Origin of the sequence: Steroidobacter sp. (genome assembly GCF_036406195.1) — a bacterium.
Lineage (GTDB): Bacteria > Pseudomonadota > Gammaproteobacteria > Steroidobacterales > Steroidobacteraceae > Steroidobacter.
Genome location: NZ_DASWVW010000061.1, coordinates 177,836 through 192,533 on the forward strand (window position 1 = coordinate 177,836; position 14,698 = coordinate 192,533).

The following is a 14,698-nucleotide window of genomic DNA, read 5'->3' on the forward strand; positions in this document are numbered from 1 at the left end:
CCGGGTGAACTCGTGTGACGCAACTCACGCCACGCCCGGAGCGACCGGCTTGCGCCAGCGAAATACCTGCTGCAATGGTACTGTTGCGCCCATCGTTCATCATTCCGAGATCTCATGGCCCGATTGCCGATATCGCTAGCGCTGTTGCTGTCCGCCGCTGCTGCCTCTGCCGCGGACCGCGGCCCATGGAGCGAAGTGCACCCCGCGACGATCCGTAGTCACGTTGAATTCCTTGCAGCCGATCTGCTGGAAGGCCGTGCGGCGGCCTCTCGCGGCCATGACATCGCCGCCGCGTATGTCGTATCCCAGTTCCAGCAGGCAGACTTGCAGCCCGGCGGCGACGACAAGAGTTATTTGCAAAGGGTGCCGCTGCTGGAAGCCACGCCGGTGCTGCCCGGCTCCTCCGCCGAGCTGGTGCTCGAAGACGACACGTATACATTCGAGTACGGCACTCATTACCTGCCGAATGCGGATTTCTCCTCCGCGAGCTCCACGCTCAGCGCGCCACTGGTCTTCGCGGGCTTCGGCATCGATGCGCCCGAGCTGAGCCACAACGATTTCGAAAACATCGACGTCAAAGGCAAGATCGCCGTGGTCTTCAGCGGCGCACCCGCGAAGTTTTCCAATGAGCGCCGCGCCTACTACTCATGGGAAGAGCGCAAGCTGACCACCTTGGTCGAGAAAGGCGCCGTCGGCGTGATCACCGTGGACTCATCGGCAGACATCAAGCGCACGCCATGGGAACGGCGCGTCGCCATGAGCTGGATTCCGCAAATGAGATGGATCGATGCAGCCGGCGTCCCGCAAAACGCCTTCCCGGCGCTGAAGCTGCGCTTTCGCTTCAATCACGACGCCGCCACGCAGCTGTTCGAAACGGCGCCGACCTCATTCGCAGCGGCGCTGGCCGCCTCCGACGAAGGCACGCCGCAAGGCTTCGAGCTGCCGGGCATGCTGACGTTGTCGGCGACCACCGGGCTGCGCAAAACGGAGAGTGCCAACGTCGTCGGCGTGCTGCCAGGCTCGGACCCGCAACTGAAGAACGAATACGTCGTGGTCACCGCGCATCTGGATCATCTCGGTCGCGGCGCGGCGGTGAATGGCGACACCGTTTACAACGGCGCGCATGACAATGCAGTCGGCATAGGCATCATGCTCGAGCTTGCGCGCGCCTTGCATGCATCGAATGCCAAGCCACGGCGCTCGGTGATATTCGCCGCGGTCACCGCCGAAGAGAAGGGCTTGCTCGGCTCCGACTTCTTCGCGCATCAGGCTCAGGCGCAGGACAAGAAGTTGGTCGCCAACCTCAACCTGGACATGCCGCTGACTTTCGCGCCGGTCTTCGACTTCGTCGCGCTGGGCGCGCAGCACTCGACCTTGGGCTCAGTCGCCCGCCAAGCTGTCGCAGCGCAAGGCTATCGGCTGAGCACCGATGCGGCGCCCGAACAGGTGAGGTTCATTCGCAGCGATCAGTTCTCGTTCATCCGCCGCGGCATTCCCTCGTTGAAGCTGGACACGGGTTACCAGCCGCGCAATCCGAGCACCGATCTGGATGACCTGCGCCGGCAGTTTCTAGCCACGCACTATCATCAACCGAGCGACGACCTGACATTGCCCATCGATTATCCGACCGCCGCCGACCTGGCTCGCATCGGCGTGCGTATCGTGTTGAGCGTCGCCAACGCGTCCAGCGCGCCGCGCTGGGCCAATGATGATTTCTTCGCGGAGAAATTTCCTCCAAAGCAGTAGCGCTGAAAGCAGTGTCGAGGTAGTGTCTCGCGCGGTAATATTTGCCGGGCGATATTTGTATGCCCGTCCTGCCGCCCGACGGGCGGTTATAAACAAAGGATGAACGGTGATGACGCACCTGGATGTGGTCAAGGACATCGATGTGGACACTAGCGATCTCAAAGAGCTCAAACAGAGCTTCGACGCCTGCGACAGCAACAGCGACGGCTGGATCGTCAACGCCGAGTTCAGCGAGCTGCTGCGCACGCTGGACCAGGACCTGTCCGAAGATGAATGCCTGCTGGCTTTCGAGCTCACCGACCAGGACGGCGACGGCTCGATCAGCTTCGAAGAGTTCATGGGCTGGTGGACCGACACCGCGCGGCTGTAGCGCACCCAGTTAGCGCACCCGGCGATTTTCCAGAGATTTTGTCAAAGCGCGCGCGCGCCAAAGTGTGAGCTGTCTCACACGGGCTCGCGCTGCGCCGCGTGACGTGATGCTCAATCCCCGCATGAAGCAGCGGTCTGCTGCTTTCCCCTAGTCGAAGATCAATATCGATGCCTCTAGGCTAATGCGCTGCTCGTGCCGATAGCGTGCGTAAGGAGACATTCATGAGCAGCGAAATGAGCGAGGCGATGCGTAACCGCTTGCGCATCGGTGACCCGGTCCGACTCAAAGACAGCGACGTGGATCTGCGGGGCGACGTCTGGCAGCTGCGCACCGGCCGCTATGTCGTGGTTCGCTGGCAGGACGAGTGTCGCAGCACGCATTCGGAAGCGGCCGTCGAATACGACGCCTCGCGCAGCCGCGCCGAGTGGAGCCGCAATATCAGCCACGAAGACCGCGAACGTTGAGCTAAAAGAAGGCCGCGCTCCGTTCGAAGCGCGGCCTGAAGTGCGCAGCCGTCATCATGGTGTCCGATGGGTTCTCAGCGGGTGCCCCCATCGTCCTGGGGAGGTCCATGAAACGAGTTGCGCAGGGTCCGGTAAATCGGTGAGTGTCAACGCACCACGAGACGCGCAGGATCCTGAGTATGTTCCGTGATCTGGCTGCGGCTTTACTTCGGCAGTTACGGAGAGACAACTCACGCGGCGTCGATCTGCAGTAGTACCTCGCGAACTTTGTCGAACTCCGAAGCCTTGTCGAAAAAATGATCCGCCCCGCATTCGCGGCTCGCAATCCGGTAATCATCGGATGGATGATTCGTAACCACGATGACTGCCTCGGGCCGGCTGGTACTGGCACGCAATTGTTTCAGCACCTGAAACCCGCTGCCGCCGCGTAGCTGGATGTCGAGGATGAGTACGCGCGGCTGCGCCAGGCGCATGCCTTCGAGCGCGGCGGCCACCGCGTCGGCACTGCCCACGACCTTGGCGTTGGGAATATCGCCGACGGCTTCGACCAGCCGCTCCATGACCGCGGGCGAGTCCTCAACGATGTAGACCGTCAGCTCGGATCCAGCCATGACGTTGGGCCGAACAGCGACGCGATCACAGCGGACACTCCGTCCCCGCCATCCCCGCCGCGCGCCCGGTCACTCCACCAGCTGGTTGCGAACTGCGTAAGCCGCGATCTCGGCGTTACTGCGCATGCCCATCTTCTCGAGGATGCGCGCCCGATAAGTGCTGACAGTCTTCACGCTCAGGCCCAGCTCATTGGCCATCACCGCCGGCGACACGCCGCGAGCGATGCGCGTGAACACTTGCAGCTCCCGTTCGGAGAGCCGATTGTGCATCGGGCCCTCTTCATCGGCCGCGCACTCCGATGCAAGCAACTCGGCTACCAGCGGCGTGATGTAACGACGCCCGGTGCCGACAGCACGCACTGCCTTCACCAACTCCTCGGGAACGATCATCTTGGGCACGTAGCCGTTGGCGCCGGCGCGCATCAGGCGCACCGCAAAGCTGCGTTCCGGATGCATGCTCAGCACCAGGATCGCCAGCTCCGGCTGATCGCGCTTCAACTGCTTCAGCAAGTCGATGCCGCTCTGGCCCGGCAAGGTGATGTCGAGCACCACCACGTCGACCTGCAGCCCGTTGCGCAACTGCTGAAGAGCATCTTCGGCGGAGCCGGCTTCGGCCACCACCTGCAAGTCCTGCTCCTCCGCCAGCATCTCGCGCACACCGGCACGAAGGATGGCGTGGTCATCGACGATCAATACGCGGATCGGCGTGTGCATGGCCTGAAACGCGTCCCGGCCTTCGTTTTCCCGAGTGCCCAATTCACTTGGATTCAACATCGCTGTGGTACCTCTGTCATTGCTTCACGGAGGTCGCCCCCTTGCAGGGTCGTGATGGCCACGTCACGGCCATCGCTCAGACCATGATCCATGGCCAGTCCCTGCGCACGGTATGCGTTGAGGCGGTTGTAGAGAGTCTTCAGACTCACCCCCAGCAACGCCGCCGCACGGGTCTTGTTTCCCCCGCACTTCTGTAGCGTTGCGAAAATCATCCAGCGCTCCACGTCGGCCAGGTTGGTCCCGACCGGGATGCGCAATGCCACGGGCGGGGGCGCCGGATTGCGCTCCTGGCCCACCATGGTTTCTTCACCGGACAGTTCTTCGCCCGTAGGGGCTTCATCCGCATAAGCGTGATGATCACTGTGGGTTGCCCTTCCGACATGATTCATGCGATCGCTCCTGACGGTCAGCTTTACACTCGTGGCCTGATGGTTCACAACGGCGTCAGGGCGAGGAAAAGTTCCCCACAAAGTGAAGTTCGTACCGTCAGGGGTTTCCTACGTATTGACCTCGCCCCAAAAAGGGGCCCCGCAACCGGCCCGGAAACCCCGAAAGCGACGCAGACTCAGGCCGACATGGCAGTAGCACCGCTGGTCGGAATGAACGCCTCGACGATGGTCCCCGGCCCTTGCTCGGGCCGGCGAATCTGGAAACGGCCGCCCAACTGGCGCATTCGCTCCCGCATGCCGACGACGCCGTGCGACTTGGGCTTGCCGAGCGACTCCTCGGCCACGCCGACGCCGTCATCGATGATTCGTAAGCGAATGCCGCCCTCCTCGCGGGCCAGCTCGACGCGCACCTTGGTCGCCTGCGCATGTTTGGCAATATTGGTCAGCGATTCCTGGGCGATGCGGTAGAAAGCGATCGACCAGGCCGGGTCCAGGTCATCGAAGTCCTCCTGCACGTCGACCTCGCACGGCAAGCCGGTGCGGCGGGTGAATTCACGGCAGTGGGCACGCATGGCGAATGCGAGGCCAAGATTGTCCAGATGACTCGGCCGCAGCCCCTCGATGACCTCGTGCTTGAGCTCGACGGTCTCGGCCAACATTTGCAGGACGCGCTGCAGCCGCTCCTTGATCTCGCGCGTGCCATCGGGAAGGCGTCGTTGGATCCAGTTCAGATCCATGTTGATCGCGGTGAGATTGCTGCCCAAGGTGTCATGCAGCTCGCGCGCCAGCCTGGCCTTTTCATCTTCCGAAACGCGGATCAGGTGCTGGGACAGCTCGGTAAGCTCGGCGGTGCGCTGTTCCACTTGCTCGTTCAGCACCTGATTCGCTTCGCGCATCGCAGCCTCGGCCAGCTCGCGATCGCGCACGTACCTGCGCAGCAGCTTGTTCAACCCAATCAGCACGGCGACTGTCACCACGGTAGTCAGCAATGCCAACCCGCCGGCCACCAGCAGGTCGCGCAATACTTCGCGGCGCAGGGCTTCGATCCTCGCATCCTCTTCGGCCATCATGCGGTCGACGATGCCCCGCACCCGGTCCATCGTGGTCGTGGCCTGCTCGGTGCCCGCGACATCGGCATTGCCGTTCGGTCCGGGCTGGGGGCTGCGACTGATCGTCGCCTTCAGGCGACTGATGGCCGCCGCGGTGAGCTGCTCCAGCTCGGCTATATCGTTCTGTCGCGCCGGATTGTCGGCAGTGAGGTTGCGCAGCTTGTCGATCTCGATGCGCCAGCTGCGCATCGCCACGTAATACGGCTCGAGATATCCCGTCTGACCGGTGAGCAAATAGCCGCGCTGGCCCGATTCGGCCGCCGTGATCACCGACTGAAAGCTGCTGAGTGAACGTTTGATCTCGTAGGAGCGCGCATATTGCGCGTGCGAGTCCATCGTGGCGGCCGTGTTGATGATCAGCAACGTGGCATTGACCACCAGCAGCGCAATCGAAATCACGATCACGATGCGCACGTGCACGGGCACACCGCCGCTACCAACCGGCGGTGTGCCCGAAGCTGCATTCGTTGAATGCGCGCTGTGCGTGGTGTCGACCATGGCCTCCTGCAGCGTCTCGATGGCCGTGACGTGCAACGGCTGTGAACATTTCTTGGTTCCTTCGTCAGCCGTTGCCGGTCGGACAATGCTGATACCGCCGCGCCGCAGCCCTGATTGACGCCCTGGCAAAACGTGCTCGCGCGCGACGTGTACGCGGTTGCCTGCGATTGTGAGAGGAACCGGGCATTCCATCGGCACGTTATCGACGCGAATTCACGCGCCGCCGCAGCGGTGATGCAGCCTTGGAACCGGCTGTTTCACAGGAGGATTGAATCAGCAAGGCGTGTGCGCACACCAAACGCGAGGTAACCCATGAAGAGCAATATTTTCTATTTGATTCTGGCGGCCGCGGGCCTGGCGCTGGCGGGCTGCAATAAAGCAGAGTCACCCAGCGAGGTTCAGCGCGACGTAGCCCGCGCCCAGGCTGAAGCCGAGCGTGACGTGATGGATGCACAGTCCGAGGCCAGAGAGGAGATGGCGGATGCGCAGCAGGATGTGCTCGATGCACAGGCCGACAATGACGCCGACGACGTGGCCGATCAGGCCCGCGACGCGAGCGAAACCGCGGCCCAGGGCGACTTCAAAGTAGCCGTGGCGCGCGCCGAGGCTACGCACAAGATCGCCATGGAGAAGTGCGATGCCCTGCAGGGTCAGGCCCAGGATGACTGCAAGGAGCGCGCCGATGCCGAGCTGGAGAATGCCAAGCGTGCTGCCGAGGCGCGCCGCGACGGCGCCGGCTGATGAATGATTGATTGAATCTTCACTTAGTATCTTTTAGAACTCGCATAGTTCAGGAGCAAGGAATATGGCACGGCAAAATACGGCGGCATTGTTGTTGGCCGCAATCATGGCCTCGACGGTCGTCGCGTGCACGTCGACTCCGACGCAGCAATCGACCGGCCAGGCAATCGACGACGGTGTGGTAACGGCCAAGGTGAAGGCCAAGCTCATCGAGGATCCGGTGACCAAGGCGCATCAGATCAACGTCGAAACCTTCAAGGGCACGGTGCAGCTGAGCGGCTTCGTGGAGAACGATCAGGCTCGCAGCCGCGCACTGCAGCTGGCTCGCGACACCGACGGCGTGAAGAGCGTGAAGGACGCGCTGGAGGTCCGCTCCGGCGGCTGAGGCCAGTCCCCTTTCAGGCCCTCATCGAGGCGCAGCAGCGGGGGCGGGTGAGCGATCACCCGCCCTTTTCATTCTGTCGTTGGCGTTTGAATCCGATCCCTGCCGGACTGCGTATACTTCAGCGCTTCGCCTTCGAAGCGCCCATGTTCCATGTGAGGGATGGCATCGATGAAGAAATTCTCCAGTCTCGCTCTGGCGACAGCTGCCGCGGTGATGTTCAGCAGCGCGCCGCTGAGCGCCGCCCATGCCGATGAAGCCAAGGTGAAGTGCGAAGGCGTCAACGCGTGCAAGGGCACCAGTGCCTGTGGCACGGCGGCCCATGCCTGCGCCGGCAAGAATGCCTGCAAAGGTCAGGGTTTCCTGATGCTGACCCAGGCCGAATGCGACGCCGCCAAGGCCCAGCAGAAGAAATAACTTCCGTCCTGGTCCGGTCTGATGGACATGACGGCGCGGCCGCCCAGGTATTGCGACCAACCTGCGTCGCCTCCCCGCCCGGGAGTCGCCTGGAGTCGCGCCGTTTTCTATCCGTCCTCGCTACCGGCATGAGAGCGCTTCGTGGCTGATCCGACCCCTCATTCCTCGCTCGGCTTCGGACTGGGTGTCCGCCCGGCGCACTATGAATCTCTGCTCGGCGAGCGCAAGGGCAGCGTCAGCTGGCTCGAGGCGCTCACCGAGAACTATCTGGTGCCAGGCGGCAGGCCCCTACACTACTTGGAGCGCCTGCGCGCCGAGTATCCGATCGTGCTGCATGGAGTGTCGCTGTCCATCGGCAGCGCCGATCCGCTGAACGAAAGCTATCTGCGCGACGTGAAGGCGCTCGCCGACCGTATCGAGCCGGGCTGGGTTTCGGACCATCTGTGCTGGACCGGCGTGGACGGCGTGAACCTGCACGACCTGATGCCCATGCCGTTCACGGAAACGGCGTTGCGGCACGTGGTGTCGCGAATCGCCACCGTCCAGGAGCGGCTCGGCCGCCGCCTGGTCCTGGAGAATGTGTCCAGCTATGTGAGTTTCAGCAGCTCGGAGATGACCGAGTGGGACTTCCTGCGTGAAGTCGCCGAGCGCGCCGACTGCCACCTGCTGCTGGACGTGAACAATGTGTATGTCAGCAGCGTGAATCACGGCTTCGATCCCATGGCCTACCTGCGCGGCATCCCGGTCGAGCGCGTCAAGCAATTCCACCTCGCAGGCCATCGCAACATGGGCGAATATCTGATCGATACCCACGACGAGCCGGTGTGCGAGGAAGTGTGGCAATTGTTCGGCGCGGCGGTCGAGCGCTTCGGTGCAGTGTCGACCATGATCGAGCGCGACGACAATATTCCCGAGCTCGACGTGCTGCTCGCCGAGTTGGACCGCGCCCGCGACATTACCAACGTTGCGATGAAGGCGCGCGCCAGCCGGCCGTCATTCCGGCAATCGGCGCATCAATCGAAGAAGTCCGCTGCATGAGCGCTGCAATGGACACCCGCCCTCTGCTCGAGCTGCAGCGTGACTTCCAACGCCACGTCATGCATGGCCACGAACGCATAATAGATGCCGTCGTCGGCACGGACCGGGTGCCCTCGACGTTGCGGCTGGCGATCTATTCCGAAGCGTATCGCCTGCGCCTGACCGACGCGCTCGCCAGCACCCTGCCCCGCCTGCAACAACTGCTGGGCAAGGACGAATTCGAGGCGCTGGCCAGGGAATATATCGATCTGAGCCCTTCCTGCTACCCGTCGATTCGCTGGTTCGGCGATCGGCTGCCGCAGTTGTTGCGCCGCTCGTTTCCCGAGGCGCCCTGGCTGGAAGAGCTTGCCAGCTGGGAATGGGCCATCGCGGCGGCCTTTGACGGCGCGAACGCCGAGCCGATCGGCGCCGATGCCCTGGCCGCGGTGCCGCCCGAGGACTGGCCCGCGCTGCGGTTTCAATTTCATCCGACCGTGCAATGCTTGCAGATGCGAACCAACGCGCCGGTCCTGTTCAAGGCACTGACGACCGAAACCGAGCTGCCCGAGGCAGTCACGCTCGATGAGTTGCAGCCGTGGCTCGTCTGGCGCGAACAGCTGAAGACGCAATTTCGCTCGCTGACGGCCGATGAAAATGCGGCGCTGGAAGTCGCGCGCTCGGGCGGCACGTTCGAAGCGCTCTGCGACTCGCTGTGCGACTGGCACAAAGTAGATGCGGTGCCCGCGCAGGCCGCCAGCCTGCTGAAGCGTTGGGTGGCCGATCAAATGATCATCGGAGTATCCTAACGGCCCGAATCTTCCGGCCGCGAGTCTATGTCCTTTGTGTTCCCGCCGCCGGCGCCACCCGGCGTCGCCATCACGGGGCGCTCGGAGCGCTTTCCCGTGCATCGTATCTATTGCGTGGGGCGCAACTACGCCGCGCACGCACGGGAGATGGGCGCGGACCCGCAACGCGAAGCACCTTTCTTCTTCACCAAGCCCGCCGATGCGGTCGTCGCGAGCGGCGCGCTTTTGCCATTTCCGTTGCGCACGTCGGATCTGCATCATGAGGTCGAGCTGGTGGTCGCCATCGGCATCGGCGGCGTGAACATCGGCATCTCGCAGGCGCCGTCGCATGTGTTCGGCTATGCCGTGGGCATCGACCTCACCCGTCGCGACCTGCAGGCGGAAGCGAAGGAGAAAGCCAGGCCCTGGGACACGGCCAAGGCCTTCGATCGCTCGGCGCCGATCGGCGCCATTACTCCGGCCTCGGCCGCGACCAATCTCACGAACAGCAGGATCTGGCTGAAGGTCAACGACACGCTGCGCCAGCAGGGCGCGCTGGCGGACATGATCTGGAGCGTGCCCGAAATCATCGCCGAGCTTTCCACGCTGTTCGAGCTCGCGCCCGGCGATCTCATCTATACGGGCACGCCGTCGGGAGTGGCGGCCATTCGTCCGAACGACCGGCTCGAGGCCGGCATCGACGGCCTCGAAACGCTCACAGTCACCGTGATCTGACGGCTGGACGACATGATGAAACTCTATGACTACTTTCGCAGCTCCGCGGCGTTCCGCGTGCGCATCGCCCTCAACCTGAAGAGCATCGATTACCAGAGCATCTCCAAGGTGCTCCTCGAGAAGGAACATCTGGCGGCGGACTATCTGGCGCTGAATCCGCAAGGGCTGATCCCCGCGCTCGCGGTCGACGGCACGACGATTTCCCAATCGCTCGCCATCATTGAATATCTCAACGACCTGCATGCCGAGCCGCCGCTGCTGCCGGCGGAACCTCTGGCGCGCGCGCAGGTGCGTTCCATGGCCCTGGCCATCGCTTGTGATATTCATCCGCTGAACAATCTTCGCGTGCTGAACTACTTGCGCCAGAATCTCGGCCAGAACGACGAGGGCGTGAACACCTGGTATCGGCACTGGATCGGCGAAGGTTTTCGCGGGCTGGAGCAGCAGGTCGCCAGGCACACCAGCGCGCGCCGCTATTGTTTCGGCGATAACGTGTCGCTGGCCGACGTGTGCCTGGTGCCGCAGGTGTACAACGCACGCCGATTCAAAGTGGATCTCACGCCCTTTCCAACGCTGGTCGCCATCAGCACGCATCTGGAATCGCTGCCCGCTTTCGACGCCGCACGGCCGGAAGCACAGCCCGAGGCCAGGTAGTTCCCCCCGACAGCGAGCAAGCTCATGAGTCACGGCACAAACGGCGGCAGTCTGGTGTGCGTGGGCATCGGCATGACGCTGGGGTCGCATCTGACCCCGCTGGCTCGCGACCACATCCAGAACGCCGACGTGGTGTTCACCGGCCTGTCCGACGGCATCATCGAAATGTGGATCGCGCGCATGAACCCGGACGTGCGCAGCCTGCAATCGCTGTATCGCGAAGGCAAATCACGGATGGATACCTACCGTGAGATGGTCGAGGCCATGCTGGCCGAGGTGCGCGCGGGCAAGCGCGTTTGTGCCGCATTTTATGGGCACCCCGGCGTGTTCGCGTGGCCGACGCACAAAGCCATCGAGATCGCGCGCAGCGAAGGTTACAGCGCGCACATGGAGCCCGGCGTGTCCGCAGCCGATTGCATGTACGCCGACCTGGGCTTCGATCCCGGCAAATACGGCTGCCAGCATTACGAAGCCAGCCAGTTCATGTTCAACCGCCGGCGCGTGGATACCGGCGCCTATCTGATCCTGTGGCAGGTCGGGTTGTCTGGCGATCAGTCATTGGCGCGCTTTTCCACGGGCGCCGCCTACCGGCAGGTACTGGTCGATGTATTGAGCCGCGACTATCCGCTGGAGCATGAAGTGATTCTGTACCAGGCCGCGACGCTGCCCACCTTCCGCCCCAAGATCGTTCCCGTCCGCCTGGCGGACCTGCCGAACGCCGAGGCCGACATGCACTTCACGCTGGTGATCCCCCCGGCGCAGCCGCTGCAACTCGATCATGAGGTGCGCGAGCGTTTGTCGGCGCTCGATCGCGAGCTCGCTCTCGCCGCACGCGGCTGATATCCCGGCATGCACGTGTTCCCTGTCGAGACCGCCCGCCTGCGCATGCGGCCGATCGCCAGCTCCGATGCCGCACTCTTCGAGCACCTCTATACCGACGCCGAGACCATGCGCTTCATCGGCGCCCCCCTGTCACCTGCGAGTGCCGCGAAGAGCTTTCGCAACGCCCTGGCGGGCATGCAGCGACAGCCCATCGAGCAGTTGTTCCTGACTGTAGAGGAGAAGGCGACGCAAACCGATGTGGGCATTTGCAGCCTGCTCAACTTCGATGCCGGGCAGCGCAGTGTGCAGGCGGGGGTGATGTTCGTAGCGGCGGCGCGCGCCAAAGGGTACTCGAAGGAAGGCTTTGTCGGACTGATCCAGCAAGTCTTCGCCCATCTGCCCGTCGACGAGCTCTGGGTGCAATTCGCGGCCGACCATGTGGCTGTGCAGCGGGCGGTGCTTAGCGTAGGCTTCGTACGCCGCAAGGATGCGGACCGGCAAGACGGAGCTCGCGCAAATGGGTCCGGCAATGGCGCTCGGAACGAGCCAGGGATGGAATCAGGCGTCGCGACGGGCCTGGCGGCGATCGCCTGGTCGGTGTATCGCCATACGTGGTCGCCCCCCACCCCCCAAGACGTGCGCTGAAGCACGCTCATACCATCTTGTTCCGACCGCCGGCTCCGAAACGGGCATAATTCTGTTAAGTCGCGGGGAGCCTCCGCCTTGGGACCGCCGGGTCGATGTTTCTGTGGAACATTCGAGAGCCCGGACGGCGGCGCTCGTTCTAATGTGCCGGCGCGGTCGCAATGGACCGCTCCCCCGGGCTTATTACAGGGCTGGTGACCGGGCTCGTTTCAGGCTGGTTACTTCATTGCCGCATGAGGCGGCCACGGCGCACGCAACAACAACTCGGGGCAGAGGAGGAGATTATCGTGTCCAATGTCGTGGATCTGTTGGAGAAGATCGGCCAGAGCTCGCGCCTGCAGGCGCTCAGCGGCGAGCAGTTGGCGCAAGAGTTGTCACAGGCCGGCCTCGACCCGGCGGTGCAGGCAGCCATCGTGCAACAGCGCCCCCGCCAGCTCGAGCAGCTGATCGGTGCGCCAAGCAATGTCTGCTGTCTCATCCACGCGCCGCAGGACGACGAGCCTGACGAGCACCAGCCGGACGATGACAAGAGCCTGGCCCTGTCGACGCAGCCCCATGCCGAACGCATCGCCCGCGCGGGCTGAGAACAAAGCGATCGACATCGATTCCGTCCGGCGCTGGGCGCTGGGCGGAGTCGCTCGTTTGTGTCTGTGGGCCGCCTGCCTGGTGAACGCGCCGGCGCTGGCGGCCGGCCCGGACGATTTCGCCGACCTGCTGCGACGGGCCGACGCCATCAAGAGCGTCAACCCCGGCGAGTTCGTGCGCCTGCTCGATGGCTTGCACGAGCAGCAGGAACAACTCTCCCTGCATCAGCGCGAGCATCTCCAATATCTGCAGGGCTGGCGGCACGCCTACGCCGGCAACTACGGCGCAGCCATCCCGTTGCTGGAATCCATTGTCGATAATTCGAGCAATCCGACGCTGCAGTTCCGAGCCGGCTCGACTGCGACCAACGTGCGCGCGCTGTCGGCTCAATACGAAGCCGCATTCCTGCAACTCAACAAGCTGTTGAGCAGGCTGCCCGAGGTCACGGACAACGATGCCCGCCTGCAGGGCCTGTCGGTGGCCGCCGATCTCTATGTACTGGTCGGCGAGTACGACCTGGGGCTGCAATACGCCGAGCAGGTGATCAAGGAAAATGCCAGCGGCCGCGGTGTGTGCCGCGGCCAGCAGATCCGCCTCGACGCGCTATGCAAGACCAAGCGCATCAAGGCCGACCACCCCGATCTCCAGAACAGCATCAATGCCTGTCTGCAGCAAGGCGAGTCGCTGGCGGCAAATGCCATTCGCACCACGCTGGTACGCTTGCTGCTCAGAGAACGCCGCCTCGACGATGCGATTGTCGTGCTCGAGCGCCACTACCCCGAAGTCGAACGATCGCGCTATCCGCGCGGTATTTCCGAATGGGAATCGCTGATGGCGACGGCTTATCAACGCCGCGGTTCGACTGCCTCCGCGCAACAGATGGCGTTGCGTTCGGTCGAGCACAGCGTGAAGGATCAATTCACGCAGCCGCTGGTCGCCGCCTACCGCGTGCTCTATGAAGAATCCGAGAAACAGGGCGCCATCGGCGACGCGCTCGCCTATCTCAAAAAATCCGCCGCCGCGGACAAGGCGTATCTGGACGACGTGACGGCGCGCCAGCTGGCCTATGAGCGCGTCAAGTCGAACACCTTGTCCACCAAGTCGCAACTGGACGCGCTCAACCAGGAAAACAAGCTGCTGCAATTGCAGCGCAAGCTGGACAGCAAAGCTGCCGAGACCAGCCGGCTCTATATCGCGCTGCTGATGCTGGTGCTCGTGTTCATCGCGCTCTGGGCCTATCGCACCAAGCGTTCGCAGCTGTATTTCATGAAGCTGTCGCAAGTAGACAGCCTGACCGGCATCGCCAATCGGCCGCGCTTTCTCGAGCTCGCCGAGGCGGTTCTGGAAACCGCGCGCAAATCGCAGCAGCAGGCCAGCGTCGTGCTGTGCGACCTGGACCACTTCAAATCCATCAACGATCGCTACGGTCACGCGGCCGGCGATCATGTGCTGCGTCAGGCGGTAATCGCGTGCCAGGCGCATCTGCGCATCAGCGATATCTTTGGACGAGTCGGCGGCGAAGAGTTCGGCATCGTGCTGCCGGGATGCGGCCTGACAGATGCGATGGAACGCGCCGAGCAACTGCGCCAGGCGTTGAGCGCCATCCAGCCCGAGTACCAGGGCGAACGCTGCCCGGTGTCCGGCAGCTTTGGCGTCACGTCGACCGAAATCTCGGGCTACGAGCTGCGGCAGTTGATGGCGCATGCCGATGCCGCCCTGTATCGCGCCAAAGCCGCCGGTCGCGACCGCGTGCTGCCTTTCGCAGGCGGCGCGGCGAGCCGGGAGAATTCAGAGATCGACGTTGACGACGTCCTGAGCGCCGGTCGCGCCTGAGAGCGCACTCGCAATAGTTACGCACTGTGACGCCTCGCGCCGGCGCAACAGTTGGTTACAATCTCGCTTGGCACGATCCGCGACGGTTGGTCATGATGCGGATCGTAGAGCTGACGTGATC

General features: G+C 63.4%; 18 protein-coding genes. 14 read left to right on the forward strand and 4 right to left on the reverse strand.

Annotated elements, in window-relative coordinates:
* Window positions 1–114: 114 nt before the first annotated feature.
* The 3 genes from VGE08_RS24430 to VGE08_RS24440 all read left to right on the forward strand — a co-directional run bounded on the left by VGE08_RS24430 (window position 115) and on the right by VGE08_RS24440 (window position 2,580).
* Window positions 115–1,746: a M28 family metallopeptidase gene (locus tag VGE08_RS24430; protein ID WP_331070547.1), complete on the forward strand. Its 1,632-nt coding sequence runs from the start codon at window positions 115–117 to the stop codon at window positions 1,744–1,746.
* Window positions 1,747–1,855: 109 nt separating this feature from the next.
* A complete protein-coding gene (locus tag VGE08_RS24435; RefSeq protein ID WP_331070548.1) occupies window positions 1,856–2,116 on the forward strand; it encodes an EF-hand domain-containing protein in 261 nt (86 codons plus the stop codon).
* A gap of 221 nt (window positions 2,117–2,337) precedes the next feature.
* Window positions 2,338–2,580, forward strand: a complete 243-nt coding sequence (locus VGE08_RS24440; RefSeq protein ID WP_331070549.1) for a hypothetical protein — start codon at window positions 2,338–2,340, stop codon at window positions 2,578–2,580.
* 230 nt (window positions 2,581–2,810) lie between these two features.
* On the opposite strand, the gene VGE08_RS24445 is transcribed toward VGE08_RS24440, so the two are convergent.
* From VGE08_RS24445 to VGE08_RS24460, 4 genes are all read right to left on the reverse strand, one after another.
* On the reverse strand, window positions 2,811–3,191 hold the full coding sequence (locus tag VGE08_RS24445; protein ID WP_331070550.1) for a response regulator: 381 nt from the start codon (window positions 3,189–3,191) through the stop codon (window positions 2,811–2,813).
* A gap of 69 nt (window positions 3,192–3,260) precedes the next feature.
* Window positions 3,261–3,905 carry a response regulator gene (locus tag VGE08_RS24450; protein ID WP_116807151.1) on the reverse strand — a complete coding sequence of 215 codons (645 nt, stop codon included), beginning with the start codon at window positions 3,903–3,905 and terminating at the stop codon, window positions 3,261–3,263.
* A 53-nt stretch (window positions 3,906–3,958) separates the two neighbouring features.
* Window positions 3,959–4,354: a helix-turn-helix domain-containing protein gene (locus tag VGE08_RS24455; RefSeq protein WP_331070552.1), complete on the reverse strand. Its 396-nt coding sequence runs from the start codon at window positions 4,352–4,354 to the stop codon at window positions 3,959–3,961.
* A gap of 176 nt (window positions 4,355–4,530) precedes the next feature.
* Window positions 4,531–5,997 (reverse strand): CHASE3 domain-containing protein, encoded by a 1,467-nt coding sequence (locus VGE08_RS24460; RefSeq protein ID WP_331070553.1) that lies wholly within the window; start codon window positions 5,995–5,997, stop codon window positions 4,531–4,533.
* A gap of 276 nt (window positions 5,998–6,273) precedes the next feature.
* Between VGE08_RS24460 and VGE08_RS24465 the strand changes: the two genes are divergently transcribed.
* From VGE08_RS24465 to VGE08_RS24515, 11 genes are all read left to right on the forward strand, one after another.
* A complete protein-coding gene (locus VGE08_RS24465) occupies window positions 6,274–6,702 on the forward strand; it encodes a hypothetical protein (protein WP_331070554.1) in 429 nt (142 codons plus the stop codon).
* A 64-nt stretch (window positions 6,703–6,766) separates the two neighbouring features.
* On the forward strand, window positions 6,767–7,087 hold the full coding sequence (locus VGE08_RS24470) for a BON domain-containing protein (protein ID WP_331070555.1): 321 nt from the start codon (window positions 6,767–6,769) through the stop codon (window positions 7,085–7,087).
* Window positions 7,088–7,255: 168 nt separating this feature from the next.
* Window positions 7,256–7,501: a hypothetical protein gene (locus tag VGE08_RS24475; RefSeq protein WP_331070556.1), complete on the forward strand. Its 246-nt coding sequence runs from the start codon at window positions 7,256–7,258 to the stop codon at window positions 7,499–7,501.
* Between the two features lie 141 nt (window positions 7,502–7,642).
* The gene (locus VGE08_RS24480) at window positions 7,643–8,539 is read left to right on the forward strand and encodes a DUF692 domain-containing protein (protein ID WP_331070557.1); all 897 of its coding nucleotides are present in this window, start codon (window positions 7,643–7,645) and stop codon (window positions 8,537–8,539) included.
* Window positions 8,540–8,547: 8 nt separating this feature from the next.
* Window positions 8,548–9,324: a DNA-binding domain-containing protein gene (locus VGE08_RS24485; protein ID WP_331070558.1), complete on the forward strand. Its 777-nt coding sequence runs from the start codon at window positions 8,548–8,550 to the stop codon at window positions 9,322–9,324.
* A 27-nt stretch (window positions 9,325–9,351) separates the two neighbouring features.
* Window positions 9,352–10,038, forward strand: a complete 687-nt coding sequence (locus VGE08_RS24490) for a fumarylacetoacetate hydrolase family protein (RefSeq protein ID WP_331070559.1) — start codon at window positions 9,352–9,354, stop codon at window positions 10,036–10,038.
* Window positions 10,039–10,053: 15 nt separating this feature from the next.
* A complete protein-coding gene (maiA, locus tag VGE08_RS24495; RefSeq protein WP_349258800.1) occupies window positions 10,054–10,692 on the forward strand; it encodes a maleylacetoacetate isomerase in 639 nt (212 codons plus the stop codon).
* Between the two features lie 24 nt (window positions 10,693–10,716).
* Window positions 10,717–11,532 (forward strand): SAM-dependent methyltransferase, encoded by an 816-nt coding sequence (locus tag VGE08_RS24500; RefSeq protein ID WP_331070561.1) that lies wholly within the window; start codon window positions 10,717–10,719, stop codon window positions 11,530–11,532.
* 45 nt (window positions 11,533–11,577) lie between these two features.
* Window positions 11,578–12,159 (forward strand): GNAT family N-acetyltransferase, encoded by a 582-nt coding sequence (locus VGE08_RS24505; RefSeq protein ID WP_331070562.1) that lies wholly within the window; start codon window positions 11,578–11,580, stop codon window positions 12,157–12,159.
* Between the two features lie 287 nt (window positions 12,160–12,446).
* Entirely contained in the window at window positions 12,447–12,743 is a 297-nt protein-coding gene (locus tag VGE08_RS24510; protein WP_331070563.1) for a hypothetical protein, read from the forward strand.
* Entirely contained in the window at window positions 12,715–14,577 is a 1,863-nt protein-coding gene (locus tag VGE08_RS24515; protein WP_331070564.1) for a GGDEF domain-containing protein, read from the forward strand. Before VGE08_RS24510 ends, VGE08_RS24515 begins: the two co-directional genes overlap by 29 nt.
* The last annotated feature ends 121 nt before the right edge of the window (window positions 14,578–14,698 follow it).